Genomic DNA, 25,390 nt, shown 5'->3' with positions numbered 1-25,390 from the left:
CTCACGTTCTTGGAGAGCAAGCCATGAGCAGCGGGTTCTTCGGCGGCCTGGCCCTGGTCGCGGCGCTCGGCAGCGGGCTGGTCGCCGGCATCTTCTTCGCCTTCTCCAGCTTCGTGATGGGCGCGCTCGGCCGCCTGCCGGCGCCGCAGGGCATCGCGGCGATGCAGTCGATCAACCTCGCGGTGCTCAATCCCTGGTTCTTCGGCGCTTTCTTCGGCACGGCCGCCGCCTGCCTGGCGCTCGGCATCGTCGCGCTGCTCGACCTGAAGGCGCCGGGCGCGCTCTGGCTGCTCGCCGGCGGCCTGCTCTACCTCGCCGGCAGCATCGTCGTGACCATGGCTGGCAACGTGCCGCTCAACCAGCAGCTCGCGGGCCTCGATCCCACGAGCCCCGAGGCGGCGGCGCTCTGGCAGCGCTTCCAGCCGGCCTGGAGCCTGTGGAACCACGTCCGCACCGCGGCCTCGCTGGCCGCCGCGGCCGCCTTCACCCTGGCCCTGCGGTAGGCGGCGAGGACAGCAATGGTCCTGTTCCGTTCTGTCCGGTTTCCCCGGCACGGGGGCGCGGCTAAGCTGCGCGACCGGCAGGATGAACGACCGAGGGGAGGAAAGAAGCGATGGCCGAGGGGGATTTCACGGCGGAGGGCGGCTGCGACTGCCGGGCGGTGCGCTACCGCCTGACCGGCAGGCCGCTGTTCGTGCACTGCTGCCACTGCCGCTGGTGCCAGCGCGAGACCGGTGCCTCCTTCGCGCTCAACGCCATGATCGAGACCGACCGCGTCGAGCTGCTGGGCGCCGAGCCCGAGCTGGTCGACACGCCCTCGGAGAGCGGCAAGGGCCAGCTGATCGCCCGCTGCCCGACCTGCCGGATCGCCGTCTGGAGCCACTACTCGGGCGCCGGCGCCAAGGTCGCCTTCGTGCGCGTCGGATCGCTCGACAACCCCGACCTGCTGCCGCCGGACATCCACATCTTCACGGAGTCCAACCAGCCCTGGGTGGTGCTGCCGCCCGACGCCCTGGCGGTGCCCGTCTACTACGACCGCAAGACCTGCTGGCCCGCCGAGAGCCTGGAGCGCCTCGCGATCCTGCGGGGCCGGCCCGCCTGAGAGCGGCGGCCCCGCTTCCCGTCGCCTGCCGCCCCGTCTACAGCCCTTCCAGCAGCGCCTCCTTGGCGTCCTGCAGCAGGGCCTCGGGCAGGCCGGTCTTGACCAGCACGCGCAGGCCCACGTAGCCGGCGAGCAGCTTGCGGGCGGCGCGCCGACGCCCGGCCGGACCGCCGCGGAACAGCGCGGCGCCGGCCAGGGAGCGCTCGAACATCGCCTCGAGCCGGGCCAGCATCGCCGTCACCTCGCGGCCGGTCGCGGCGTCGAGCGCCGCCTGGTCGACGCTCGCGTTGCAGATCAGGCAGCCGCGCCGGTCGCCCTGCTCGGTCGCCCGCGCGATCACGCCGTCGAGCAGCCGCTCGAAGCGCTCGCGCACCGTGCCCTCGCCGCCCAGCTCGGCCTCGGCCAGGGCGAACTGCTCGCGCTCGTAGAGTCCGAGCGCCGCCAGGTACATGCCGCGCTTGTCGCCGAACAGGCGGTAGAGACTCTGCTTCTTGAGGCCGGCCGCGGCCTCCAGGTCCTGGATCGAGGTGCCCTCGTAGCCCCCGGCCCAGAAGGCCTCCATGATCGACCGGAGAGCCTCCTCGGGCTCGAAGGATCGGCGGCGCGGCATCGGCTCCTCCTCGCAGTCTCGTGATCGGGCCACAACTTGACGGACCGGTCGGTAACATATAGATCCCACTCACCGGCCGCAAGCGCGGCCTTTTCCGGACCCGCAATAGGACCGAACGGTCCGTAACAAAGGAGAATCCCCATGGCCCGCCTGTCCCAGGTCGATCCCGCCGCCGCCGAAGGCAAGACGAAGCAGCTGCTCGAGGCCGTGCAGAAGAAGATGGGCGCGACGCCCAACATCACCCGCGTCATGGCCAACCAGCCGGCGGTGCTGGAGGGCTACCTCGCCTTCTCCGGCGCGGTCGCCGGCGGCGGCTTCGCGCCGAAGACCCGCGAGGCGATCTCGCTGGCCGTCGCCGGGGTCAACGGCTGCGACTACTGCACCGCGGCGCACAGCTTCATCGCCGGCAGCCTCAAGGTCCCGGCCGATGAGATCGGCCGACACTGCAGGGGCGAGGCGGCGGATCCGAAGGTCCAGGCGATCCTGACCCTGTCGCAGCGCATCCTGGAGACCCGCGGCCGGCTCGCCGACGCCGACCTGGCGGCGGCCCGCGCCGCCGGTCTCGACGACGCCGCGGTCACCGAGACGGTCGCCAACGTCGCCCTCAACCTCTTCACCAACCTGATCAACAACGTCGCGCACACGGACATCGATTTTCCCCCGGTCCGTCCGTGAGCGGCCGGAGCGGTCACCGGCGCTGCGCTTCCCGGTGCCGGCGGCCGCTCCCCCTCTCCCTGTCTCGCGCGATCGATATTGCGATTCATTCTCATTCTCTCTAGCTTGCGCCCGGACGGCGACGGCGGACGGGGCAGGACGGGCGGGACGTGGCGGAGCGGGATCTGAAGGCGCTGTTCCAGGCCCACGGCCGCGCCCTCGAGCTCTACCTCAACCGCCGGACCGGCTGCCCGGCCCTCGCCGCCGACCTGCTGCAGGACGCCTTCCTGAGGCTCGTCCAGCAGCCGCCCGAGGCCGGCGCGCGCAACCTGCGCGCCTATCTCTACCGGATCGCCGGCAACCTCGCGCTCGACCACTTCCGGCAGGAGGCCCGGCGCCGCACCGAGGCGGTGCCGGCCGAGCGGCTCGCCGCCGTCGAGGACGAGACGCCGGACGTCGAGCGCGCCCTCGCCGCGCGCGAGCGGCTGCAGCGCCTGGAGCAGGCCCTCGCCCGGCTGCCACCGCGGACCCGCGAGATCTTCCGCCTGAACCGCGTCGAGGGCCTGACCTACCTGGAGATCGCCGCCCGGCTCGGCATCTCCGAGAGCTCGGTGCAGAAGCACCTGGCCCGCGCCCTGCAGCAGGCCATGCGCGCGGCGCGGCGGAATTGACCGGCAGGGTAACGGATCCGGCCCGCTCGAACGTCCTATCTTCGAGCGACAGGAGAGGAAGCGGCGTGACAGCAGAGCCGAGGCACCCCGCCCACAGGCCGGGACGCAGCGCCCGGATCGAGGCCGAGGCGGCGGCCTGGCAGGTGCGGATCGAGGGCGGTCCGCTCGACGCCGGCGCCGGCCGGGCGCTCGCGATCTGGCTGGCCGGCGATCCGGCCGCGGCCGAGGCCCTGGCCGACGCCGAGGCGACCTGGCGGGAGCTGGGCCGCGTCGCGCCGCCGCCTGCAGCCAACGACGCCGCGCCCTGGATCGGCCGACGCCGGCTGCTCGGCGGTCTCGCAGCCGGGCTGGTCCTGGCGGCCGGCCTCGGCGCCTACGGGCTCGGCGACCCGGTGACCGCGCTCATCGCCGACTACCGCACCGGCCCGGGCGAGCGGCGCAGCGTCCGCCTGCCCGACGGCGGCCAGGCCGAGCTCGACAGCGGCACGGCGCTGGCCCTGCGCTACGACGGCAAGCGGCGCGCGGTCGAGCTCCTGGCGGGCGAGGCGCTGTTCACCGCGGCGCCTGCGGCAGCGGCGGGCGGGCGTCCCTTCCTGGTGCGCGCCGCCGGCGGCGAGGCCGAGGCCCTGGGCACGCGCTTCCTGGTCTCGCTTGGCGCCGCGGCCACGACGGTGACGGTGCTGGAGCATCGGGTCGCGGTCTCCGCACCGGCGGCCGGCGGAGCCGCGCCGCGGGTCGTGTTGGCCGAGGGCGAGCGGGTCGCCTATTCGGCCGCCGTCGGTCTCGGCCCGGTCGCCCGCGTGACGCCGGACGCCGTGGCGCCCTGGCGCGAGGGCCGGCTGGTCTTCGACGACGTGCCGCTGGCCGAGGCCGTGGCGACGCTGGACCGCCACCGCCGCGACCGCATCCTGCTGCTCGACCCGGCCCTCGCCGGGCGCCGCGTCAGCGGCGTCTTCGAGATCGCGCGCCTGGACGGCGCGCTCGAGATCATCGCCGCCGAGCTCGACGCGCGCCGCCTCGCCCTGCCGCCCTTCGCGACCCTGCTCTACTGACCGGCACCGCCCCGAGGATTTTTCCTTACGGTGCCGCACCGCCGGACTCGTCCTAGGCAAAGGATGCGACTGCAAATCAGTCGCATGTTGATCCGACCAGCGAAACCTTTTGGGGGACGAGACATGAGGGGATTGGGGATGGCCGTGCCGGCGCGGCTGGGGACCGGCCTGGCCTTGGCGTTGACGCTGGGCGGCACGGCGGCGGCGGAGGGGCCCGGGCTGGCGGCCTTCTTCCCCTCGCTCGCGGCGACGGCCCAGCAGCTGGCCCAGGCCGCGCAGCCGCTCGACTTCGCGATCCCGCCGCAGCCGCTCGACAAGGCGGTCATCGCCTTCGCCCGGCGCGCCGGCCTGCAGGTCTTCTACGACACCGCGAAGCTGAAGGGACTCGAGAGTCCCGGCGTCCGGGGCCGCTTCACGGCGGAGGACGCGCTGGCCCGGCTGCTCGAGGGCACCGGTGTCACCTGGCGCTTCACCGAGCCCGGTACGGTCGCCTTGGAGCGAGTTGCCGCCGACGGCAACTCCCTGGTGCTGAACCCGATCCGGGTCGAAGGCGAGGGCGGCGCGCCGGCGACCGCGACGATCGGCACCCTGCCTCCGGCCTACGCCGGCGGCCAGGTCGCGCGCGGCGGCCGGATCGGCGCGCTCGGCAACCAGGACCGCATGGAGGTGCCCTTCGCGATCACCAGCTACACCGAGGAGACGATCCGCAACCAGCAGGCCGAGACGATCGGCGAGGTGCTGGCCAACGACGCCTCGGTGCGGACCAGCTACGGCTACGGCAACTTCTCGGAATCCTTCGTGATCCGCGGCTTCCCGCTGTCCGGGGAGGACATCGCGATCGACGGGCTCTACGGCACCGCGCCGCGCCAGATCGTCAACACCGAGATGTACGAGCGGGTCGAGCTGCTGACCGGCGCCAGCGCCTTCCTGAACGGCATGCCGCCGGCCGGCAGCGGCATCGGCGGCACGGTCAACCTGGTGCCGAAGCGCGCCGGCGACGCGCCGCTGACCCGCCTGACCGGCAGCTGGGCCCAGGACAGCCGCTTCGGCGGCCATCTCGACTTCGGCCGGCGTTTCGGCGCGGACAAGGAGTTCGGCCTGCGCAGCAACGTCGTGGCGCGCGACGGCGAGACCGCGATCGAGGACGAGACGCGCTCGACCCTGCTCGGTTCCCTGGCGCTCGACTACCGCGGCGAGCGGGCGCGGGTCACCCTCGACCTCGCCTCGCAGCGCCAGCGCGTCGACCAGGGCCGGCCGGTGGTCTTCGTCAGCGGCACCGCGGTCCCGGACGCGACCGACGCCAGCGCGAACTACGCGACCGCCTGGAGCTACTCCGAGCTGACCGACACCTACGGCCAGATCCGCGCCGAGTACGACCTGACCGACAGGGTCACCGCCCATGCCGCGCTCGGCGCCCGCTCGCTGCGCGAGGATGGCGACTACGCCTCGCCGACGGTCACCGGCAGCAACGGCAGCGCCACGGTCGGCCGGCTGACCGTGCCGCGCGAGGACCAGACCAAGACCGGCGAGCTGGGCCTGAACGCGCTCGCCGAGACCGGGCCGGTCGGCCACCGCCTCAGCCTCGGCGCCACCGCGCTCGACACCGTCAACCGCAATTCCTACGAGTTCGCCTCCTCGCAGGCGACCAACCTCTACGACCCGGCCGACGTGGCGCGGCCGGCGACACTGCTGGCCTCGGGGGACTTCGACGACCTGCCGAAGGTCGCCGAGACGACGACCCAGAGCTTCTACCTCGCCGACACCCTGACCTTCTTCGACGACCGGCTGCTGTTCACCGCCGGCCTGCGCCGCCAGCACATCCAGGTCGAGGGCTTCGACCGGAGCAGCGGCACGCGCACGGCGAACTTCGACGAGTGGGCCTGGACGCCGGCCTTCGGCCTGGTGTTCCGGCCGACCGAGACGCTCTCGCTCTACGCCAACCGCATCGAGGGCCTGACGCCCTCGGACAGCGCGCCCGCGACGGCGGTCAACGCCGGCGAGGTCTTCGCGCCCTACCGCTCGACCCAGTACGAGATCGGCGGCAAGCTCGATTTCGGCACGCTCGGCGGCTCGCTGGCGCTGTTCCAGACGACCAGGCCGAGCGGCCTGACCGATCCCGACACCCTGGTCTACGGCATCGACGGCGAGCAGCGGAACCGCGGCATCGAGCTCAGCCTGTTCGGCGAGCCGCTCGAGGGCTTCCGCCTGCTCGGCGGCGTCACGCTGCTCGACGCCGAGCTGGCCAGGACGGCCGGCGGCAGCAACGACGGCAACGACGCGGTCGGCGTGCCGGACTACCAGTTCAACATCGGCGCCGAGTGGGACCTGCCCTACCTCCGGGGCCTGACCCTGACCGGCCGGCTGCTGCACACCGGCCCGCAGTACCTGGACGCCGCCAACAGCCTGGAGGTGCCGGCCTGGACGCGCCTGGACCTCGGCGCCCGCTACCGCACCGAGCTGGCCGGCTACCCGGTCGCCTTCCTGGCCAACATCGAGAACGTCACCGACAACGCCTACTGGGCCTCGGCCAACGGCGGCTACCTGACCCAGGGCGCCCCGCTGACCGCCAAGCTGTCGGTGAGCTTGGACTTCTAGGCTCGGAAGGCGCTTCCACGCCCCTCGACAAGCTGCCACCGCAGGTCGGGGCTCCGCGACACCGCCGCGCAATGGCTTCATCCTGAGCCTGTCGAAGGGTGAAGCCATTCGGCGCTGACCGTGCCGGCTTCGCTTCACCCTTCGACAGGCTCAGGATGAAGCGAATGGACGTGCCATGGCACCGGGCGGCACCACCTTCACTCGAAGCGCAGCACCAGCTGGGCGTCGTCGCACCAAGTGCCGTCGGCGGTCCGGGTGCCGCGGGGCTCCAGGCCCCACTGCACGAAGCCGAGCGAGCGGTAGAGCGCGAAGGCCGGCGCGTTGTCGGCCCAGACCGTCGCCATCAGCTGGGTGACGCCGGGCAGCTCCCTGGCCGCCGCGATCGCCGCCTCGCAGAGCCGGCGGCCGAGGCCCTGCCCGCGCCCCGCCTCGGCGACATACATCGTGAAGAGATGCGCCTTGTGGCGCACGGTCCGGCCCGGCTGGACGTAGATGCCGGCAAGACCGACCAGGGCGCCGTCGGCCGCGAAGGCGCCGAGGATCGTCGAGCGCTCGGTCCAGTCGCGCCAGAAGGAGTCCGGCTGTTCGACCTCGTCCTCCCAGGACGAGCCGAAGTTGGCCGGCTCGCGTTTCAGGGCGGTCAGGCGCAGCTCCCGGAAGGACGCCCAGTCGTCCGGCCCGAGCCGTCGGATCCCCCTGGACGACGGGGCGGCCACGGCGCCCTACCGTCCGGCGACGAAGTCCGGCTCGGCCTGGAAGCCGGCGGCCTCCTCCAGCACGCCGGCGACCCTCAGCACCGTCTCCTCGTCGAAGGCACGGCCGATCAGCTGCAGGCCGAGCGGCAGGCCGTCCGTGGACAGCCCACCGGGCAGCGAGATCGCCGGCAGGCCGGCAAGGTTCGCGGTCACCGTGAAGACGTCCATCAGGTACATGGCGACCGGGTCGTCCATCTTCTCGCCGATCGCGAAGGCCGCCGAGGGCGCGGTCGGCGTCAGGATCGCGTCGACCTTCTCCCACGCGGCCCGGAAGTCGTTGGCGATCAGCGTGCGCACCTTGCGCGCCTTGTTGTAGTAGGCGTCGTAGTAGCCGGCCGAGAGCACGTAGGTGCCGATCATGATGCGGCGCTTGACCTCCTCGCCGAAGCCGGCGCCGCGGGTCGCCTCGTACATCTCGGTCAGCGCCTGGTCGCCGGCCTGGCGCAGGCCGTAACGCACGCCGTCGTAGCGCGCCAGGTTGGAGGAGGCCTCGGCCGGCGCGATCACGTAGTAGGCCGGCAGGGCGTACCTGGTGTGCGGCAGCGAGAGCTCGACGATCTCGCAGCCGGCCTGCTTCAGCCACTCGATGCCCTGCTGCCAGACCCGGTCGATCGCCTCCGGCACGGAGTCGAGCCGGTACTCCTTCGGCACGCCGATGCGCAGGCCGCGCAGGTCGCCGGTCAGGGCCGCCTCGTAGTCCGGCACCGGAACATCGACCGAGGTCGAGTCCTTGGGGTCGTAGCCGGCCATCGAGCGCAGCAGGATCGCGCTGTCGCGCACCGTGCGCGCGAAGGGGCCGGGATGGTCGAGCGAGGAGGCGAAGGCGACCACGCCCCAGCGCGAGCAGCGGCCGTAGGTCGGCTTCAGGCCGACGATGCCGGTGAAGGAGGCAGGCTGGCGGATCGAGCCGCCGGTGTCGGTGCCGGTGGCGCCCAGCGCGCAGCGCGCCGCGACCGCCGCCGCCGAGCCGCCGGACGAGCCGCCGGGCACCAGCTTGCGGTTGTCGCCCTTGCGCTTCCAGGGGTTCTCGACCGGGCCGAAGGCGCTGGTCATGTTCGACGAGCCCATGGCGAACTCGTCGAGGTTGGCCTTGCCGAGCAGCACGGCGCCGTCGCGCCACAGCTGGCTGGTCACGGTCGACTCGTAGGTCGGCCGGAAGCCCTCGAGGATCCGGCTGCCGGCGGTCGTCGCGACGCCGCGGGTGCAGTAGAGGTCCTTGATCGCCAGCGGGATGCCCTCGAGCGGCCCGGCCTCGCCCTTGGCGATGCGCGCGTCCGAGGCGGCCGCCATCTCCAGCGCCTGCTCCGGCGTCTCCAGGATGAAGGCGTTGAGCGGCCGCGCGGCCTCGACGGCCGCGACGTGGGCCTCGGTCAGCTCCCGGGCCGACAGCTGCTTCTTCGCCAGCGCGTCGCGCGCGCCGGCCAGGGTCAGGTCGGTCGGCGTCATGGCTACTCCACCACCTTGGGCACGACGAAGAAGCCGTGCGCGCTCTGCGGCGCGTTGGCGACGATGTCCTCGGGATAGCCGCCGTCGGTCACGGCGTCGGCGCGCAGGTGCAGCTTCTGCTCGACCACCGAGGTCATCGGCGCGACGCCCTCGGTGTCGAGCTCGCCGAGCTGCTCGACCCAGGCGAGGATGTTGTTCAGCTCGCCGACCAGGCTCTCGGCCTGGGCGTCCTCGACGCGAATGCGCGCCAGCTTGGCGATCCGGCGCACCGTGTCGATGTCGACCGACATGCCGCCCCTCTTTCTCTCGTGTTCAGGAACGCTTGGAAGCGAGGTCGCTGTCTAGCACCGGCCCGCCCGGGTCACAAGGCGCAGGCCGCCGCGCCGGATACCGGGCCCGCGGCGCCGTCCGGCCAGCGTCGCGGGCCTCCCGGCGCCACCAAATACGCCGACCACGTGCACTCGACCGTTAACGAACTCTTATAGGTTTCGGGCGTCACCTTGAGACCCGATGGATTCCCCCGCAGGATGAGCCTGACGGCCCCATAGGGTATTCGGCGATTGACCCACTGCCCCGTCGCCGCCGGGTCCGGTGATCCCGCCGAGGACCGCCGGCTCGATGAGCTGTACCGCTACGAGATCCTGGACACCGAGGCCGACGCGCGCTTCGACCGCATCGTCGCGCTGGCGGCCGAGGTCCTGGACATGCCGATCGCGCTGATCAGCCTGATCGACGAGGACCGCCAGTGGTTCAAGGCGCGGATCGGCGTCGAGGTCAGCGAGACGCCGCGCGCCTGGGCCTTCTGCGACCACACGATCCGCGGCAGCAGGCCCCTGGTCGTCGAGGACGCCAGCGAGGATGCCCGCTTCGCCCGCTCGCCGCTGGTCGCCGGCAAGCCGGCCATCCGTTTCTATGCGGGCGCGCCGCTGATCACGCCCTCGGGCTACCGCATCGGCTCGCTCTGCGTGCTCGACCAGCGGCCGCGCCATCTGGCCGCCGTACAGTGCGATATCCTGTCCCGGCTCGCCGAGACGGTCGTCGACCTCCTGGAATCGCATCGCGCCGCGCGCGAGCTGCAGCGCAAGCAGAAGCTGCTGAGCCTGGCCGAGATGAGCCAGCGCGAGCAGATCCGCTACGGCCGGATCTTCGAGAACTCGCTCAACAAGATCTATCTCTTCGACGCCCGCAGCCTGCAGCTGATCGCGGCAAACCGCGGCGCGCGCGAGGGCCTGGGCTACGACGAGGCCGAGATCGCCGCGCTGACCCCGCTCGACCTGATGCCCAGCGTCGGGGCCGCGCAGTTCGAGCGGCTGCTCGAGCCGCTGCGCAGCGGGCGGCGCGAGCGCATCCGCTTCGAGCGCGAACAGCGCCGCAAGGATGGCTCGGCCTTCCCCGCCGAGGTCACGATCGAGATCGACAGCAACGGCGAGCGGCCGCTGTTCGTCGCCGTCGTCCTGGACGTGACCGAGCGCCTGGCCCAACAGCGTGCGCTGAGCCGGGCGCTGGCCATGACCCAGTCGATCCTGGACGCCTGCCAGGAGGCGATCACCACCTTCGTGCCGCTGCACGGTCCGCGCGGCGAGATCCGCGACTTCCGCTGCCTGCAGGCCAACGCCGCGGCCTGCCGGATGCACGGCCTCTCGGCCGAGGAGATCGTCGAGGCCCGGCTGCTGCAGCTCTGGCCGGGCTGGCGCGAATCGGCGGCCTTCGACCTGCTTCGGCGCGTCGTCCTCGACGGCGAGCCCGCCTCGGGCGAGCTGCAGTATGCCGACGCCGATCGCGACGGCTGGTTCCACCTCTCGGCGGCGCCGACCGGCGAGGGCGGCCTGACCCTGGTGGTCGCCGACATCACCGCGCGCAAGCAGCACGAGCGGGCCCTGCAGCGCTCGAACGCGGCGCTCGAGCAGTTCGCGACCGGCGTCGCCCACGACCTGCAGACGCCGCTCGGCCAGATCGCCGGCTTCACCCAGCTGCTGCAGCGCCACCTCGGCCCGGAGCTGCCGGAGAAGGCGGCGGCGACCCTGGGCTACATCACCCAGGCGGCCGAGAACATGAGCGAGCTGGTCCGCAGCCTGCTCGACTACGCCCGGCTCGGCACGCTGACGATCGACCCCAAGCCGGTCGACCTGCAGGCCGTGGTCGGCCACTGCCTGGCCGAGTTCTCGGACGAGCTGGGCTCGGCGAGCGTGGCGCTCGGCTGGCTGCCCGAGGTGCCGGGCAACGCGGCCCTGCTGCGCCAGGTCTTCCAGAACCTGATCGGCAACGCCCTCAAGTACCGCTCCGAGCGGCCGCTCGTGCTCTCGATCCAGGCCGAGCGCAGCGGCTCGGCCCTGCTGGTCGCGGTCGAGGACAACGGCATCGGCATCGAGCCGCGCCACGCCGAGCGGATCTTCGAGGTGTTCCGGCGCCTGCACTCCGACAGCTCGCCCTATCCGGGCCTGGGCATGGGCCTGGCGCTCTGCAAGACCATCGTCGAGGCGCACGGCGGCCGCATCTGGCTGGACACCGGCCGGCTCCGGCAGGGCGAGCGGAAGGGCAGCCGCTTCCTGCTCGAGCTGCCGCTCTCGCCGGGTGGCGGCCGGCGCGGCGGCGAGGGCTCGGCGACGGTGCTGCCGATCCGGAAAGGGGACGAGCGGCCGGCCCGCTGAGCTGGAGCCTTCCCGGGGACCGCGCATCCGGTCTAACGTGCCCGCCATGTCGCCGGCCCCTGCCTGCCCGCCCTTCACCGACCTCGCCGAGCTGCCCGGGCTGCTGCCGCCGCGCGGCCGGCTGCTCGGCCTCGACCTCGGCGAGAAGACCATCGGCCTCGCGCTGTCGAATTCCGACCTGACCCTGGCCTCGCCGCTCAGGACCCTGCGTCGGCGCAAGTTCACCGAGGACGCGGTCGCGCTCGAGGAGCTGTGCCGCGAGCGCGAGGTCGGCGGCCTGGTCGTCGGCCTGCCGCTGAACATGGACGGCAGCGAGGGCACGCGGGCGCGCTCGACGAAGCAGTTCGCGCGCAACCTGATCGAGATCGCGAGGCTCGGCCTGCCGGTCGCGCTCTGGGACGAGCGGCTCTCGACCGCGGCCGTCGAGCGCTTCCTGATCGACGAGGCGGACATGACCCGGCGCCGGCGCGGCGAGGTCGTCGACAAGATGGCCGCGGCCTACATCCTGCAGGGTGCGCTCGACGCCCTGAACAGACGCGGGGCCTGAGCGCCGCCGCGATGCTCGCCGTCGTCACCGTCATCCTGCCGGTCTTCCTGCTGATCTTCCTCGGCTGGCTGCTGCGCCGCCGGGAGTTCCCCGGCGACCACTTCTGGGCGCCGGCCGAGAAGCTGACCTACTTCGTGCTGTTCCCCTCGCTGATCGCGACGACCCTGGCCAAGGCCGACTTCGGCCAGCTGGCGATCCTGCCGATGGCCGCGGCCATCGTGCTGGCGATCCTCGGGATGAGCGCGCTGATCCTGGCGCTCAAGCCGCTGTTCGGGGTCGACGGGCCGGGCCTGACCAGCGTCTACCAGGGCACCGTGCGGATGAATACCTACATCGGCCTGTCGGTCGCCTACGGCGTGCACGGCACCGAGGGCCTGACCGCGGCGGCCCTCGCGGTCGCGGTCATCGTGCCGCTGGTCAACGTCACCTGCACGCTGATGCTGGCGCGCTACGGCCACGGCGCCCAGCCGAGCCCGGGCCGCGTCGCGCGGCAGTTCGCGACCAACCCGCTGATCCTGGCCTGCATCGCCGGTGGCCTGCTCAACGTCGGCGGCATCGGCCTGCCACCGGTCGTCGGGCCGATGGCGCAGATCCTCAGCCGCGCCGCCCTGCCGCTCGGCCTGCTCGCGGTCGGCGCCGCGCTCGATCTCAGGGCGGCCCACGCCGCCGGCCGCGTCGTGCTGCAGACCTCGGCGCTCAAGCTGGTCGGCCTGCCGGTCGTGACCTGGCTGCTGCTCCAAGCCTTCGGCGTCGGCGGCGTCGCGGCCTTCGTCGCGATCCTGTTCAGTGCCCTGCCGACCGCGACCAGCGCCTACATCCTGGCCCGCCAGCTCGGCGGCGACGCGACCCTGATGGCCAGCCTGATCACCATCCAGACCCTGGTCGCCCTGGCCAGCCTGCCGCTGGTGCTCGGGCTGCTGGCTTGACGGCGAACGGTCGCGGCAGCGAAAAGCGGGCACCAACTGAGAGGAACGAGAGACGGATGAGCGGACCTCTGAAGGGCCTGCGCGTGCTCGACATGACGCGCATCCTGGCCGGCCCGACCTGTACCCAGCTGCTCGGCGACCTGGGCGCCGACGTGATCAAGATCGAGCGGCCGGGCGAGGGCGACGACACGCGACGCTGGGGCCCGCCCTACGTCAGGAACGCCGACGGCAGCGACAGCGACGCCAGCGCCTACTTCCTGTCCTCGAACCGCAACAAGCGCTCGCTCTCGATCGACATGGCGCACCCCGAGGGCCAGGCGCTGATCCGGCGGCTGGCCGAGAGCGCCGACTTCGCGGTCGAGAACTTCAAGGTCGGCGGCCTCTCGAAGTTCGGCCTCGACTACTTCGGCCTGAAGCAGGTCAAGCCGGACCTGATCTACTGCTCGGTCACCGGCTTCGGCCAGGACGGCCCCTACGCGCCGCGCGCCGGCTACGACTACCTGGCCCAGGGCATGGGCGGCATGATGAGCCTGACCGGCGAGCCCGACGGCAAGCCGATGAAGATCGGCGTCGGCATCGCCGACGTGATGTGCGGCATGTACGCGACCGTCGCCCTGCTCGCCGCCCTGCACCACCGCGACAAGACCGGCCGGGGCCAGTACATCGACCTCGCCCTGCTCGACACCCAGGTCGCCTGGCTGGTCAACGAGGGCCTGAACTACCTGACCAGCGGCGAGGTCCCGCACCGCCGCGGCACCGAGCACGCCAACATCGTGCCCTACAACGTGCTGCCGACCGCCGACGGCCACCTGATCCTGGCGGTCGGCAACGACCGGCAGTTCCAGCGCTTCTGCGAGTTCGCCGGCGCGCCGGAGCTGGCGGCGGACCCGCGCTTCCTGACCAACTCGCTGCGCGTCGCCAACCGCAAGGCGCTCTACGAGATCCTGCCGAGGCTGACCGCACGGAAGACGCTCGACGACTGGGTCGAGGGCCTGGCGCAGATCGGCGTGCCCTCGGGCCCGGTCAACACGCTGGACCGGGTCTTCGCCGACCCGCAGATCCTGCACCGCGGCATGAAGATCGAGCTGCCCTATCCCGGCAGCGAGAAGGGCTCGGTCTCGCTGATCGGCAACCCGATCAAGTTCTCCGAGACCCCGGTCGACTACCGCCGCCCGCCGCCCCACGTCGGCCAGCACAGCGACGAGGTGCTGAGCGAGGTCCTGGGCCTCGACGCCGCCGAGATCGCCCGGCTGAGGGACGAAGGGGTCGTCTGAGCCCCCGCTACCGGACGCAGTCCAGGTCCGGACCGAGCTGGCGCACGCGGGTCTCCAGGGTCGCGGCGCGGTGGCGCACGTAGGCGCCGGGCTTCGAGGCCGACCAGCCGCGCGGATCCGGCAGCACGGCGGCAAGCAGCGCGCCCTGGCGCGGCGTCAGCTCGGCGGCCGCGCGGCCGAAATGGTGGCGCGCCGCCGCCTCGGCGCCGTAGACGCCGGCCGCCCACTCGACGTCGTTGAGGTAGAGCTCGAGGATCCGGCGCTTGCCGGCGATCGCCTCGAGCGACAGCACGAAGGGCACCTCCAGGATCTTCCTGAGCCAGTCGCGGCCCGGCCAGAGGAAGACGTTCTTGGCGGTCTGCATGGTGATCGTGCTGGCGCCGCGCAGGCGCCCGCCGCGGCGCCACTCCTCGATCGCGCGGTCGAGCTCGACCAGGTCGTAGCCCCAGTGCGAGCAGAAGCGGTTGTCCTCGCCGGCCAGCACGGCGAAGCGCAGGTTCGGCGAGATCTCGTCGAGCGGCACCCAGTCGCGCTGCCAGCCGTCGCCCTGGGCCCAGCGCAGCACCATCAGCAGGGTGCCCGGCGGCGGCACGACACTGTAGAGCGCGACCCAGAGCGGCGGCACCACGACGAGCACCAGCACGACGGCGCCCGGCAGCTTCCAGAGCCCGCGTCCGGGCAGTCGCCGCCACAGGCCGCGCCAGGCTTTTCGCCAAAGGGACGAAGGGCGCTGCGCCCGCGCTTGCGACTCCGGCCGGGCGGTGCCATAAGGCCGCTTCGATGAGCTCATCGAAGACACCCACACAAAACAGCGCCTCGGGCGGCTATCCGCACCGACACCTGCTCGGCATCGAAGGCCTGAGCCAGTCCGAGATCGTGTTCCTGCTGGACGAGGCGGCGGAATACGCCGACCTGGACCCGCACCGCCACGGTCGCAACGCGCTGCTCGCCGGCCATACCGTCATCAACCTCTTCTTCGAGAACTCGACGCGCACGCGCACGTCGTTCGAGCTGGCGGCCAAGCGGCTCGGCGCCGACGTCATCAACATGTCGGTCGCGTGGTCCTCGATCAAGAAGGGCGAGACCCTGATCGACACGGCCATGACCCTGACCGCCATGCACCCCGACGTGCTGGTCGTCCGCCACCCCGACTCCGGCGCGGTCAAGCTGCTGTCGGAGAAGGTCGACTGCGCGGTCATCAACGGCGGCGACGGCGCCCACGAGCATCCGACCCAGGGGCTGCTCGACGCGCTGACCATCATCCGGCGGCTCGGCAAGCTGGAGGGCCTGAAGGTCGCGGTCTGCGGCGACATCCTGCACAGCCGCGTGGCGCGCTCGAACATCCACCTGCTGACGGCGATGGGCGCGCGGGTCCGGGTCATCGCGCCGCCGACCCTGATGCCGGGGCGCGTCGAGGAGCTGGGCGTCGAAGCCTTCACCGACATGCGCGAAGGCCTGGCCGGCTGCGACGTGGTGATGATGCTGCGCCTGCAGACCGAGCGCATGCAGGGCTCCTACGTGCCCTCGATCCGCGAGTACTTCCACTTCTACGGCCTGGATCGCGAGAAGCTGGCCCATGCCAAGCCGGACGCCCTGGTCATGCACCCGGGCCCGATGAACCGCGGCGTCGAGATCGACAGCGAGCTGGCCGACGACATCGACCGCTCGGCGATCCGCGAGCAGGTCGAGATGGGCGTCGCCGTGCGCATGGCCTGCCTCGACATCCTGACCCGCCCGCTGCGCACCGGACGGAGGCGATGATGCAGAGGCCCCCCGCCCGCCCCGTGGCGCCCGGCCGCGTCGCCTACGTCAACGCCCGCCTGCTCGACCCGGCGAGCGGGCTGGACGCGCCCGGCGCGCTGCTGACCGAGGGCGCGGAGATCGCCGACCGCGGGCCCGAGCTGTTCAAGGACGGCGTCCCCGAGGGCATCGAGACGGTCGACTGCGGCGGCGCCTGCCTGGCCCCCGGCCTGGTCGACATGCGCGTGCAGCTGCGCGAGCCCGGCGAGGAGCACAAGGAGACCATCTCGACCGCCAGCCGGGCCGCCGCGATCGGCGGCGTCACCTCGATGGTCGCGCTGCCCAACACCGAGCCGATCGTCGACGACGTCGCCGGCGTCGAGTTCGTCGCGCGCCGTGCCCGCGAGGAGAAGTCGGTCAAGGTCTACACCTACGGCGCCGTGACCCGCGGCCTGGAGGGTCACGAGCTGACCGAGATGGGCCTGTTGACGGCCTACGGCGCGCTCGGCTTCACCGACGGCCTGAAGGCCGTCGCCGACGCCCAGGTGATGCGCCGGGCTCTGGCCTACAGCACGATCTTCGACACGGTGATCCTGCAGCATCCGGAGGAGCCGAGCCTGGCGCGCGGCGTGATGAACTCGGGGGCGCTGGCGACCCGGCTCGGCCTGTCGGGCATCCCGGTGCAGGCCGAGGTCATCATGGTCGAGCGCGACCTGCGGCTGGTCGAGATGACCGGCGGGCGCTACCACGTCAGCCACGTCTCGACCGGCGCCGCGATCGAGGCGATCCGCGGCGCCAAGAAGCGCGGCCTGCCGGTCAGCTGCGACACGGCGCCGCACTACTTCACGCTCAACGAGAACTCGGTCGGCGACTACCGGACCTTCGCCAAGGTCTCGCCGCCGCTGCGCAGCGAGGACGACCGCAAGGCGGTCGCCGAGGGCCTGGCCGACGGCACGATCGACGCCATCGCCTCCGACCACGCGCCGCAGGACCAGGACGCCAAGCGCCTGCCCTTCGCCCTCGCCGAGCCGGGCATCGTCGGCCTCGAGACCCTGCTGGCGCTGTCGCTGGCGCCGGTCCACGCCGGCCGCATGGGCCTGCTGGAGCTGCTCGCCTGCCTGACCAGCCGGCCCGCCGCGATCCTCAAGGGCCGCTCGGGCCTGACCAGGGGCTGGCCGGCCGACCTCGTCGTCTTCGACGCCGAGAAGCCCTGGACCATCGATCCCGACCGCTTCACCAGCAAGTCGAAGAACGCGCCCTTCGAGGGCCACATGGTCCAGGGCCGGGTCCTGCGGACGGTCGTCGACGGCCGGCCGATCTTCGTGGCGTAGGCCCGCGGCTGCGGGCCACCGCAGCGAATCCCTCGCGAACTGATCCAGGTCAAAGCCAGGCTGCCCGCGTGGGCGCATTCTCAACCGTGAAAGAGGCGTTTTCCCCCAACGCTCGCTTTCGAAGTCTTTCGGTTCGGCTTGCCTTGAACGGTCCGTCTTTCCCGACTCAGGGGGCGGGCCGTTTCTTTTGCCGCCCTACCAGGGCAGCTCGCGGCCCTGCCAGTCGAAGAAACGGCCGCTGTCGGCGGGCGTCAGGCCATCGATCAGCCGCCGCAGCCCGCCGACCGACTCCTCCGGCGTGATCTCGGCCTCCGGGCCGCCCATCTCGGTCCTGACCCAGCCCGGATGCACGGCGACGACGACGGCGCCCTTGTCCTTCAGCTCGATCGCCAGATTGCGCGTCACCATGTTCAGCGCCGCCTTGCTGCTGCGGTAGGCGTAGGCGCCGCCGCTGCCGTTGTCGGCGATCGAGCCCATCTTCGAGCTCACGTTGACGATGACGCGCCGCGAGCTGGCGACGACAGCCGGCCAGAAGGCGGCCGCCAGCCGGGCCGGCGCCAGGACGTTGACCGCCAGCAGGCGCTGCCAGAGCTCGAAGTCGAGGCTCTCCAGGTCCTCGTCCTCGCCGCCGAGCCCGGCGTTGTTGATCAGCAGGTCGAGCGGCTCGTCGGCGAGGTTGCGCGCCAGCGCCTCGACCTGCAGGCCCTCGGTGACGTCGAGGCGATGCAGCGCCACGCCCTCGCCGAGATCCTGCAGCGGCCGGCACTTCTCCGGGTGCCGGCAGCAGGCGTGCACGCGCCAGCCGTCGGCCGCGAAGCTCTCGACGAAAGCCAAGCCGAGGCCGCGGTTGGCGCCGGTGACCAGCACACTGGGCATGGCCGAGCCCTCCCTCCCGGCGACCGGGTCACCCCTCCACCCGGAAGTGCGCCTCGGTCGGCGCGTGGCCGACGCCGTTGATCGGCAGGATGTCCTGGGGGCAGGCCGAGAAGGCGACGATGCAGTCCAGCTTCGCCTCGAACAGCACGTGGTCGCCCGGCTTGGAGACCGGCTCCTCGAAGGACAGGCCGCCCTCCTTGGTCCAGGGGATGTTCATCCAGAGGTTCAGCGGGCTCGGCGTCTCGGGCGGCGTCAGCCCCAGCTCGAACAGCGCAGCGGCCAGGTTGTCGGTGCAGTTGTCGTGGTACTCGGTGCAGCCGAGCAGGCCGTAGCGGTAGTCGTCGCAGGCCGCGATCACCGTGTCGTGGATGCCCGGCGAGGAGTCCTCGAGCAGCGTCAGGATCGGCCGGCGCCGGTTGGTGTAGAGGTGGTCGCCGACCTGCGGGATCATCTTCAGCAGGGTCGCGCGCGTGTGCTCCATCGACATGAACTCGCGCAGGTCGTGCTGCGCGAAGGCCCAGGTGTCGACGACCTGGTCGCCGTGGGTGTTGATCACCCGCAGCCGCTGGCCGGCGGCAAGCCGCGTCGCCTTGCCGTGCCGCGCCGGAATCGTAACGTCCTGCCCCATCGATCGCCCCCTTCTTGCCCCGTCAGGGGACGGAGCTTAGGGGCCGCAGGAGCCGCCGGCAAGGCGACGATCGCCCCCTCCCGGGCCCGGGGAACGCCGCGAAGCCGTCACGCAGCGGCGGCCCGAATCGTCACGACGCGGAGGAGCAGGCCCGGCTTGGAGGAGGGACCATGAGCTTCACCCTGACCATCGATCTCGTGAACGAGAGCGGCGACGCGCTGACCAGGAAGGACCAGACCAGGACCTCGGCCCGCTTCGAGACCCCGCCGCCGGACGCGTTGTCGGCGACGGACGGCCGGGGCAGCGCGACCGTCGTCGGCGGCTCGTCGTTCGAGACCCAGGTCTGGTACGGCCACGGCCAGGCCGCGTCCCGCGGCGCCGCCATCAGCGTGTCCGACGGCCGGGTCTCGACGGTGCCCAGCAACGCCGACGTCGAGGTCGAGAGCGCCGACGGGCAGGCGGCGACCGTCAAGGTGATCTTCGGCGACTAGGGTCGCCGCGGTCCCGGCGGATCGGCACCCGGCGGCGCGGCTGCCGGTGCCGACAGAGGGCTTCGCGCCCGCGCCGCGAAGGTTTATGGTCGGCCATCTGCAATTTTCGCGGGCAACGGGGAGACGCGCCATGAGCTTCACTCTCACCATCGACCTGGTGAACAACTCGGGAGACAAGCTGCAGAAGAGTGCTCAGACCCAGGGCGACTTCACCACCCAGCCGCCCGACACGCTGGCCGGCAACGGCAGCGGGCAGGCGGTCGCGACCGGCGGCGGCGAGTTCATCGTCGAGATCTGGTACGGCCACGGCCAGACCGAGCCGCAGGGCATCGGCATCTCGGTCTCCGGCCAGCAGGTCTCGCCGACCGGCACCTCCTGCGCCGCCTTCAAGATCGACAGTCAGAGCGAGAATGCCGCGACCGTGACCGTGACCTTCGTGCCGGTCGGCCAGCGCGTGCCGCTGGGGGTCGTCGAGCCGGCCTCCTGACCGCCGCGGCTCAGGCGCTCTCCTCGAACAGCTCGCGGCCGATCAGCCAGCGGCGGATCTCGCTGGTCCCGGCACCGATCTCGTAGAGCTTGGCGTCGCGCAGCAGCCGGCCGGTCGGGTAGTCGTTGATGTAGCCGTTGCCGCCGAGCAACTGGATCGCGTCGAGCGCCACCTGGGTCGCCTTCTCGGCGGCATAGAGGATGGCGCCGGCGGCGTCCTTGCGGGTCGTCTCGCCGCGGTCGCAGGCCTGGGCCACGGCGTAGACGTAGGCCCGGCAGGCGTTGGCCGTGGTGTACATGTCGGCGAGCTTGCCCTGGACCAGCTGGAACGCGCCGATCGGCTGGCCGAACTGCTTGCGCTCGTGGACGTAGGGGATCGCGACGTCGAGCGCCGCCTGCATGATGCCGAGAGGGCCCGCCGCCAGCACGGCCCGCTCGTAGTCGAGGCCGCTCATCAGCACCCTGACGCCCTTGCCGACCTCGCCGAGCACGTTCTCCTCGGGCACCTCGCAGTCCTCGAAGACCAGCTCGCAGGTCGGCGAGCCGCGCATGCCGAGCTTGTCGAGCTTCTGGGCGATCGAGAAGCCCTTGAAGCCCTTCTCGACGATGAAGGCGGTGATGCCGCGCGGGCCGGCATCGGGGTCGGTCTTGGCGTAGATCACCAGCGTCTCGGCCTCGCTGGCGTTGGTGATCCACATCTTGCCGCCGTTGAGGATCCAGCGGTCGCCCCTCTTCTCGGCCCGGGTCTTCATCGAGACGACGTCGGAGCCGGCGCCCGGCTCGCTCATCGCCAGCGAGCCGACGTGCTCGCCGGAGACCAGCTTGGGCAGGTAGCGGCGCTTCTGGTCCTCGGAGCCATTGCGGCGGATCTGGTTGACGCAGAGGTTGGAGTGGGCGCCGTAGCTGAGGCCGACCGAGGCCGAGGCGCGGCTGACCTCCTCCATGGCGACGCAGTGGTGCAGGTAGCCGAGCCCCGAGCCGCCGTACTCCTCCTCGACCGTGATGCCGTGCAGGCCGAGCGCGCCGAGCTGCGGCCAGAGCTCGCGCGGGAACCAGTCCTCGCGGTCGATCCGCTCGGCCAGCGGCGCGATCCTCTCCTGGCTGAAGGACATCACGGTGTCGCGCAGCAGGTCGGCCTCCTCGCCGAGGCCGAAGTTGAGGCTGGGCAACTGGTTGGGGATCATCGGGACCTTCCTCCGCAAGAGACTTCGCACCTAGTTGAGCGTCGCCGGGCGCGGCCGTCAAAGGCTCTCCCGCCCCGTGGCCCGTCGTGATAGATTTTCTCTCGATTCCTCTACACCTTTCGGGAGAGGGACCGTGGCGGTCTACGTCGTCCGCGCCGGCGATACGCTCGGCGGCCTGGCTTCGCGCCTGGGCACGACCGTCGAGGCCATCATGGCACTGAACGGCCACATCGCGAACCCGCGGGCCGTCCGGGTCGGCATGCCGCTCAACCTGCCCGACGCCGGCCGGCCGGTGCCGCCGCTGGCCGAGCGGCCGGCCGGCGAGGCGCCCTGGCTCGAGATCGCCCGCCGCGAGATGGAGAGCGCCGCCCGGGAGCTGCCGGACGAGCGGCACAACCCGCGGATCATCGAGTACGAGCAGTCGACCGCCCTGCGCGCGACCGACGACGAGACGCCCTGGTGCTCGGCCTTCGCCAACTGGTGCCTGCTGCAGGCCGGCCTGGCCGGCAGCGGCAGCGCCGCCGCGCGCAGCTGGCTCGGCTGGGGCGAGCCGCTCGACGAGCCGCGCCGCGGCTGCATCGTCGTGCTCAGCCGCGGCGAGCCCTGGCAGGGCCATGTCGGCTTCCTCGACCAGTGCGACGAGAGTCGCTTCCACCTGCTCGGCGCCAACCAGGGCGACCGCGTGTCGGTGCGCGGCTTCAACCGCTGCCGGCTGCTCGGCCTGCGCTGGCCGAAGGGTGCCTAGCCTGCGGGAGCATCCGGGCGGCCGTCGAGGCGCATCAGGGTCTGCAGCAGCTTCGCGCAGGGCCGCTCGCGGCCGTCCTTCTCGACGAAGACCTCGACGTCGCAGATCGTGAGCGTGCGGCCGGTCTTGAAGACCCGGCCGAGGGCACGCAGGCGCTGGCCGTCGCCCGGCGCCATCAGGTTGATCTTGTACTCGACGGTCAGCACCGTCGCCTCGGCCGGAAACAGCGTGAAGGCGGCATAGCCGCCGGCCGAATCGCCGATCGTCGCGGTGACGCCGGCGTGGAAGAAGCCGTGCTGCTGGGCAAGGCCGGGGCGGAACGGCAGGACGATCTCGACCAGGCCAGGCTCGACCCGGGTCAGCTCGGCGCCGAGTGTCTGCATGATGCCCTGGCGTGCGAAGGAATCGCGCGTCCGGGCCTCGTAGCCCGGATCGAGCGGCTGGAATTCCGTCATCTGCACTCCCTCATTGCGTCGCGCGCAGGTGATAGATCAGGTCGAGCTCGGGCGCCGGATGGCCGAGCCGGGTCAGCAGGGCATGGGCCTGGCCGCGATGGTGGGTCTGGTGGTTGAAGAGGTGGGCCAGGATCTGCCAGAGCGGCTCGGCGTAGGCCACGCCGCGGCGGACGTAGGCGACCGGCGCGGCGAGCCGCTCGACCGCCAGCTCCGCGCAGAAGGCCGCGATCCGGCCGTCGACCTCCTGGCGGGCCGCGCGAAGCCCGGCGAAGTCCTCGAAGGGGATCGCATCGAGCCCGGGCGGCGGCGGCGCGACGTCCTCGGTCGCGACCTCGAGGCGGCCGAGCCAGATCAGGTCGCCGACCAGGATGTGGTTCAGGGTGCCGTGCAGCGAGCCGAAGAAGGCCTGCAGGTCGTGCCGGTAGTCGGCGTCGGGCAGCACGGCGACGGCCGCGTAGAGCCGCTCGTTGGCCCAGCGGTTGTAGCCGGCGAAGGTGCGGGCGTGCTCCGGGGTCACGACGCCGACGCCTCGCCGAAGCCGGCGATCGCCGGCTTGTGGCCATAGTAGTCGCGCCACAGCGGCGCGATCGCCGGGCGCGCCGCGACCGCGCGCATCAGGCGCGCGGCGCGCGGCGAGGCCTCCAGGAAGGCCGGGATGTCGTGGTGCCAGCCGCCGAGCATGGCGAGGTGGATGTCCGCCGCGGTAAAGCGGCCGCCGAGCAGGAAGGGACCTTCGCCCTCGTGCTGCTCGGTCTCGCCCAGGGCCGCCTCGATCAGCCGCCAGTCGCGCTCGACGGCCAGCCGCCCGGCCTCGCGCACCCCCTCGACGCCGGCCGGATCGACGGTGTAGCGCTCGGCGTAGGAGAAGCGCAGGTCGGCCTCGTAGAGATCGACCGCCCCGAAGGTCATCCAGCGCAGGCAGCGCGCACGCCGGCTGCTGCCCGGCGCCGGCAGCAGGCCGGCCTCGGGAAAGCTGTCGCAGAGCTGCAGCACGATGGCCAGGGACTCGGTCATCACCGTGCCGTCGGGCAGCACCAGCGCCGGGATCTGGCCGCGCGGGTTGAGCTTGAGGTATTCGGATCCGTGATGCTCGCCGGCCGCGACGTCGACCAGGACGCGCTCGTGCGGCGCCCCGGCCTCGGCCAGCACGCAGTTCGGGGCGAAGGCACCGGTCGCCCGCTTCCAGTAGAGCCTGTACATGTCTCCTCCTCGCAGCCTGCCCGCGGCAGCTTGGCGCGCGCCGGCCGAGCCGACAAATGACTTTGCCTGCGTCTCGCATGAGAAAGTTCGATGCATGGCACGGTCGCCGAGACGCCGGTTCCCCGCGGGCGCCGTTTCGGCTAGTCAGCGGCCATGCCCCTCGTCGGTTATCTGGAGTTCGCCCGGGCGCACCGGCGGTTCCTCGGCTTCGGCTTCCTGCTGGCCTGCTTCTCGAGCGTCGGGCAGACCTACTTCGTCGGCGTCTTCGGGCCGTCGATCATGGCCGAGTTCAGCCTCGGCCACGGCGCCTGGGGCGGCCTCTACATGGCCGGCACGCTGCTCAGCGCCGCCGCCCTGCCGTTCACCGGTCGGCTGGTCGACCAGGTCGAGCTCGGCCGCTTCGCGCTCGGCGTGATCGCGCTGCTGGTGCTCGCCGCCCTGGCCGCCGCCCTGGTTCCGGCGGCCTGGCTGCTGGTGCCGACGATCTTCCTGCTGCGCCAGAGCGGCCAGGGCCTGGCCAGCCACCTGATGCGCATTGCCATGGCCCGCTACTTCACGACCGGCCGCGGCAAGGCCCTCGCGCTCGGCGGCCTCGGCTTCTCGCTCGGCGAGGCACTCTGGCCGCTGGCCGGGGTCGCGGCGATCGGCGCCCTCGGCTGGCGCTCCACCTGGCTGGCGGTCGCCGGCCTCTGCCTGGCGGTGCTGCTGCCGGCGGCGCTGTGGCTGCTGCGCGGCCAGGCCGAGCGCCATGCCGCCTGGCTGGCCGACGCGGCCGCCGCCGAGGCGAAGCCGGGCGCGGCGCGCTCCTGGACTCGCCGCGAGGTGCTGCGCGACGGCCGCTTCTGGCTGTTCCTGCCGGCCGTCACCGCGCCCGCGATGATCGTCACGGCGCTGTTCTTCCACCACCTGACCCTGGCCGAGTCCAAGGGCTGGAGCGCCGCCTGGATCACCGGCTCCTACGTCTTCTACGCGGCCGCCGGCATCCTCGCCTCGATCGTCGCCGGGCCGCTGGTCGACCGCTTCGGCGCCAGGCGCCTGCTGCCCGGGCTGCTGCTGCCGCTGATCGCCGGCCTCGCCGTGCTGGCCAGCTTCGACGCGCCGCTCTCGGCCTGGCCCTACCTGATCGCCGTCGGCCTGACCGGCGGCGCCGCAGCGACCCTCTATCCGGCGCTCTGGGCCGAGCTCTACGGCACCCGGCACCTGGGCGCGATCAAGGCCATGGCGGCGGCGCTCATGGTCTTCGCCTCGGCGCTCGGGCCGCCGCTGCTCGGCCTGCTCTTCGACCTCGGCGTGCCGGGCGAGACCAGCTGCTGGCTCTTCGCCGGCTACTGCGCCGCCGCGACCGCCTGCCTGCTGGCCGGCCTGGCCCGCGAGAGGCCGATGGCCAAGGCCGCCTGAGCACTCGGGGCGTTGACCTTCGGTCAGTCGCTCTCGAGCGCGACCGACACCAGCCAGCGCCGCACCGCGGCCTCCTCCGCCGCCGACAGGCCCGCCGCGAGCCGTCGTTCGAGCGCGTCGACGCGCCGCCGGCAGCGCGCCAGGCTGCGCTCGCCGGTCTCGCTGAGCGCGAGCTGGCGGATCCGGCCGTGCACCGGGTGTGGCCGGCTGACCAGCGCGCCCGAGCGTTTCAGGTTGCCGACGATGACGCTGACCGTCTGGGGCTTGAGCAGCGACAGGCGGGCGAGGTCCGCGTTCGACAGGCCGGGATAGGCGCCGACCATGGTCAGCACCACGAACTGCGGCGGCGTCACCTCCAGGTCGGCGAGCGCCCGCTCCATGCGGGTGCGCAGGGCGACGCTGGCCTGGCGCAGCAGATAGCCGAGATGGCCCTGCTCGCCGCGCTTCGCCTCGCCCGGTTCCGGCAGTTGCGGTGCCAGCGAGGGAGGGCCCGGCAGACAGGAGGACGGCGAGGGCTTGCGCATGATATCAGAGCTCGAATATGTTGTTCGAACCCTGATACTAACGCGAAGAGCC

General features: G+C 72.2%; 28 protein-coding genes. 16 read left to right on the top strand and 12 right to left on the bottom strand.

Annotated features, from left to right (window positions below; all coding sequences use genetic code 11):
• The first annotated feature begins 23 nt into the window (after window positions 1–23).
• On the top strand, window positions 24–503 hold the full coding sequence (locus tag B9O00_RS19025) for an anthrone oxygenase family protein (RefSeq protein ID WP_085124289.1): 480 nt from the start codon (window positions 24–26) through the stop codon (window positions 501–503).
• A gap of 110 nt (window positions 504–613) precedes the next feature.
• A complete protein-coding gene (locus B9O00_RS19020; protein ID WP_085124288.1) occupies window positions 614–1,102 on the top strand; it encodes a GFA family protein in 489 nt (162 codons plus the stop codon).
• Window positions 1,103–1,139: 37 nt separating this feature from the next.
• On the opposite strand, the gene B9O00_RS19015 is transcribed toward B9O00_RS19020, so the two are convergent.
• A complete protein-coding gene (locus B9O00_RS19015) occupies window positions 1,140–1,712 on the bottom strand; it encodes a TetR/AcrR family transcriptional regulator (protein WP_085124287.1) in 573 nt (190 codons plus the stop codon).
• Between the two features lie 141 nt (window positions 1,713–1,853).
• On the opposite strand from B9O00_RS19015, the gene B9O00_RS19010 reads away from it, so the two are divergent.
• The 4 genes from B9O00_RS19010 (at window position 1,854) to B9O00_RS18995 (ending at window position 6,684) form a co-directional block, all read left to right on the top strand.
• Window positions 1,854–2,387 carry a carboxymuconolactone decarboxylase family protein gene (locus tag B9O00_RS19010; RefSeq protein WP_085124286.1) on the top strand — a complete coding sequence of 178 codons (534 nt, stop codon included), beginning with the start codon at window positions 1,854–1,856 and terminating at the stop codon, window positions 2,385–2,387.
• 149 nt (window positions 2,388–2,536) lie between these two features.
• Window positions 2,537–3,037 carry an RNA polymerase sigma factor gene (locus B9O00_RS19005; RefSeq protein ID WP_085124285.1) on the top strand — a complete coding sequence of 167 codons (501 nt, stop codon included), beginning with the start codon at window positions 2,537–2,539 and terminating at the stop codon, window positions 3,035–3,037.
• Window positions 3,038–3,102: 65 nt separating this feature from the next.
• Window positions 3,103–4,089 (top strand): FecR family protein, encoded by a 987-nt coding sequence (locus tag B9O00_RS19000; protein WP_085124284.1) that lies wholly within the window; start codon window positions 3,103–3,105, stop codon window positions 4,087–4,089.
• A gap of 123 nt (window positions 4,090–4,212) precedes the next feature.
• Entirely contained in the window at window positions 4,213–6,684 is a 2,472-nt protein-coding gene (locus B9O00_RS18995) for a TonB-dependent receptor (RefSeq protein ID WP_218822894.1), read from the top strand.
• 197 nt (window positions 6,685–6,881) lie between these two features.
• On the opposite strand, the gene B9O00_RS18990 is transcribed toward B9O00_RS18995, so the two are convergent.
• Genes B9O00_RS18990 through gatC form a run of 3 tightly spaced genes read right to left on the bottom strand, consistent with a single transcriptional unit; the run spans window position 6,882 to window position 9,175 of the window.
• Window positions 6,882–7,400: a GNAT family N-acetyltransferase gene (locus tag B9O00_RS18990; protein WP_085124282.1), complete on the bottom strand. Its 519-nt coding sequence runs from the start codon at window positions 7,398–7,400 to the stop codon at window positions 6,882–6,884.
• A 6-nt stretch (window positions 7,401–7,406) separates the two neighbouring features.
• Window positions 7,407–8,885, bottom strand: coding sequence for an Asp-tRNA(Asn)/Glu-tRNA(Gln) amidotransferase subunit GatA (gene gatA / locus B9O00_RS18985; protein ID WP_085124281.1), 1,479 nt, complete (start codon window positions 8,883–8,885; stop codon window positions 7,407–7,409).
• 2 nt (window positions 8,886–8,887) lie between these two features.
• Entirely contained in the window at window positions 8,888–9,175 is a 288-nt protein-coding gene (gene gatC, locus B9O00_RS18980) for an Asp-tRNA(Asn)/Glu-tRNA(Gln) amidotransferase subunit GatC (protein ID WP_085124280.1), read from the bottom strand.
• Window positions 9,176–9,445: 270 nt separating this feature from the next.
• On the opposite strand from gatC, the gene B9O00_RS18975 reads away from it, so the two are divergent.
• The 4 genes from B9O00_RS18975 to B9O00_RS18960 are packed head-to-tail and all read left to right on the top strand — an operon-like array spanning window position 9,446 to window position 14,280.
• Complete coding sequence (locus tag B9O00_RS18975; RefSeq protein ID WP_085124279.1) at window positions 9,446–11,533, top strand: GAF domain-containing sensor histidine kinase; 2,088 nt, start codon at window positions 9,446–9,448, stop codon at window positions 11,531–11,533.
• A 46-nt stretch (window positions 11,534–11,579) separates the two neighbouring features.
• Window positions 11,580–12,080: a Holliday junction resolvase RuvX gene (ruvX, locus tag B9O00_RS18970; RefSeq protein ID WP_085124278.1), complete on the top strand. Its 501-nt coding sequence runs from the start codon at window positions 11,580–11,582 to the stop codon at window positions 12,078–12,080.
• An 11-nt stretch (window positions 12,081–12,091) separates the two neighbouring features.
• Window positions 12,092–13,006, top strand: a complete 915-nt coding sequence (locus B9O00_RS18965) for an AEC family transporter (protein ID WP_085124277.1) — start codon at window positions 12,092–12,094, stop codon at window positions 13,004–13,006.
• Between the two features lie 56 nt (window positions 13,007–13,062).
• Window positions 13,063–14,280 (top strand): CaiB/BaiF CoA transferase family protein, encoded by a 1,218-nt coding sequence (locus B9O00_RS18960; protein ID WP_085124276.1) that lies wholly within the window; start codon window positions 13,063–13,065, stop codon window positions 14,278–14,280.
• A 7-nt stretch (window positions 14,281–14,287) separates the two neighbouring features.
• Here the strand turns inward: B9O00_RS18960 and mtgA are convergent, their stop codons facing one another.
• Window positions 14,288–14,923: a monofunctional biosynthetic peptidoglycan transglycosylase gene (gene mtgA / locus B9O00_RS18955; protein WP_235017155.1), complete on the bottom strand. Its 636-nt coding sequence runs from the start codon at window positions 14,921–14,923 to the stop codon at window positions 14,288–14,290.
• Between the two features lie 137 nt (window positions 14,924–15,060).
• Here mtgA and B9O00_RS18950 point away from each other — a divergent pair, with 137 nt between their 5' ends.
• On the top strand, window positions 15,061–16,041 hold the full coding sequence (locus B9O00_RS18950) for an aspartate carbamoyltransferase catalytic subunit (protein ID WP_085124274.1): 981 nt from the start codon (window positions 15,061–15,063) through the stop codon (window positions 16,039–16,041).
• Window positions 16,041–17,351: a dihydroorotase gene (gene pyrC / locus B9O00_RS18945; protein ID WP_085124273.1), complete on the top strand. Its 1,311-nt coding sequence runs from the start codon at window positions 16,041–16,043 to the stop codon at window positions 17,349–17,351. The genes B9O00_RS18950 and pyrC overlap by 1 nt, the downstream gene beginning before the upstream one ends.
• A 195-nt stretch (window positions 17,352–17,546) precedes the next feature.
• Here pyrC and B9O00_RS18940 read toward each other — a convergent pair whose 3' ends face one another.
• Both B9O00_RS18940 and B9O00_RS18935 read right to left on the bottom strand, forming a co-directional pair.
• Entirely contained in the window at window positions 17,547–18,227 is a 681-nt protein-coding gene (locus B9O00_RS18940) for an SDR family oxidoreductase (protein ID WP_085124272.1), read from the bottom strand.
• A gap of 28 nt (window positions 18,228–18,255) precedes the next feature.
• Entirely contained in the window at window positions 18,256–18,855 is a 600-nt protein-coding gene (locus B9O00_RS18935) for a DUF1989 domain-containing protein (RefSeq protein WP_085124271.1), read from the bottom strand.
• 170 nt (window positions 18,856–19,025) lie between these two features.
• On the opposite strand from B9O00_RS18935, the gene B9O00_RS18930 reads away from it, so the two are divergent.
• On the top strand, window positions 19,026–19,346 hold the full coding sequence (locus B9O00_RS18930; protein WP_085124270.1) for a hypothetical protein: 321 nt from the start codon (window positions 19,026–19,028) through the stop codon (window positions 19,344–19,346).
• A 130-nt stretch (window positions 19,347–19,476) separates the two neighbouring features.
• Window positions 19,477–19,833, top strand: coding sequence for a hypothetical protein (locus B9O00_RS18925; RefSeq protein WP_085124269.1), 357 nt, complete (start codon window positions 19,477–19,479; stop codon window positions 19,831–19,833).
• Window positions 19,834–19,843: 10 nt separating this feature from the next.
• Here the strand turns inward: B9O00_RS18925 and B9O00_RS18920 are convergent, their stop codons facing one another.
• Entirely contained in the window at window positions 19,844–21,016 is a 1,173-nt protein-coding gene (locus tag B9O00_RS18920; RefSeq protein ID WP_085124268.1) for an isovaleryl-CoA dehydrogenase, read from the bottom strand.
• Between the two features lie 133 nt (window positions 21,017–21,149).
• Here B9O00_RS18920 and B9O00_RS18915 point away from each other — a divergent pair, with 133 nt between their 5' ends.
• Window positions 21,150–21,761 (top strand): LysM peptidoglycan-binding domain-containing protein, encoded by a 612-nt coding sequence (locus B9O00_RS18915; protein ID WP_159460263.1) that lies wholly within the window; start codon window positions 21,150–21,152, stop codon window positions 21,759–21,761.
• Here B9O00_RS18915 and B9O00_RS18910 read toward each other — a convergent pair.
• From B9O00_RS18910 to B9O00_RS18900, 3 genes are read right to left on the bottom strand one after another with little or no spacing between them, the layout of a single operon-like run.
• Complete coding sequence (locus B9O00_RS18910) at window positions 21,758–22,216, bottom strand: PaaI family thioesterase (RefSeq protein ID WP_085124267.1); 459 nt, start codon at window positions 22,214–22,216, stop codon at window positions 21,758–21,760. The two genes, B9O00_RS18915 and B9O00_RS18910, sit on opposite strands and share 4 nt — an antisense overlap.
• A gap of 10 nt (window positions 22,217–22,226) precedes the next feature.
• Window positions 22,227–22,733, bottom strand: a complete 507-nt coding sequence (locus B9O00_RS18905; protein WP_085124266.1) for a DinB family protein — start codon at window positions 22,731–22,733, stop codon at window positions 22,227–22,229.
• Window positions 22,730–23,416 carry a glutathione S-transferase family protein gene (locus tag B9O00_RS18900; protein ID WP_159460262.1) on the bottom strand — a complete coding sequence of 229 codons (687 nt, stop codon included), beginning with the start codon at window positions 23,414–23,416 and terminating at the stop codon, window positions 22,730–22,732. Before B9O00_RS18900 ends, B9O00_RS18905 begins: the two co-directional genes overlap by 4 nt.
• Window positions 23,417–23,569: 153 nt before the next feature.
• Between B9O00_RS18900 and B9O00_RS18895 the strand changes: the two genes are divergently transcribed.
• Window positions 23,570–24,814 carry an MFS transporter gene (locus tag B9O00_RS18895; protein ID WP_085124264.1) on the top strand — a complete coding sequence of 415 codons (1,245 nt, stop codon included), beginning with the start codon at window positions 23,570–23,572 and terminating at the stop codon, window positions 24,812–24,814.
• Between the two features lie 23 nt (window positions 24,815–24,837).
• Here B9O00_RS18895 and B9O00_RS18890 read toward each other — a convergent pair whose 3' ends face one another.
• Window positions 24,838–25,338: a MarR family winged helix-turn-helix transcriptional regulator gene (locus tag B9O00_RS18890; RefSeq protein WP_085124263.1), complete on the bottom strand. Its 501-nt coding sequence runs from the start codon at window positions 25,336–25,338 to the stop codon at window positions 24,838–24,840.
• Between the last annotated feature and the right edge of the window lie 52 nt (window positions 25,339–25,390).

Source organism: Tistlia consotensis USBA 355 (assembly GCF_900177295.1).
Classification (GTDB): Bacteria; Pseudomonadota; Alphaproteobacteria; order Kiloniellales; family DSM-21159; genus Tistlia; species Tistlia consotensis.
Note: the sequence above shows the minus strand (reverse complement) of the source record. Positions and strands in the feature narration are given on the sequence as shown.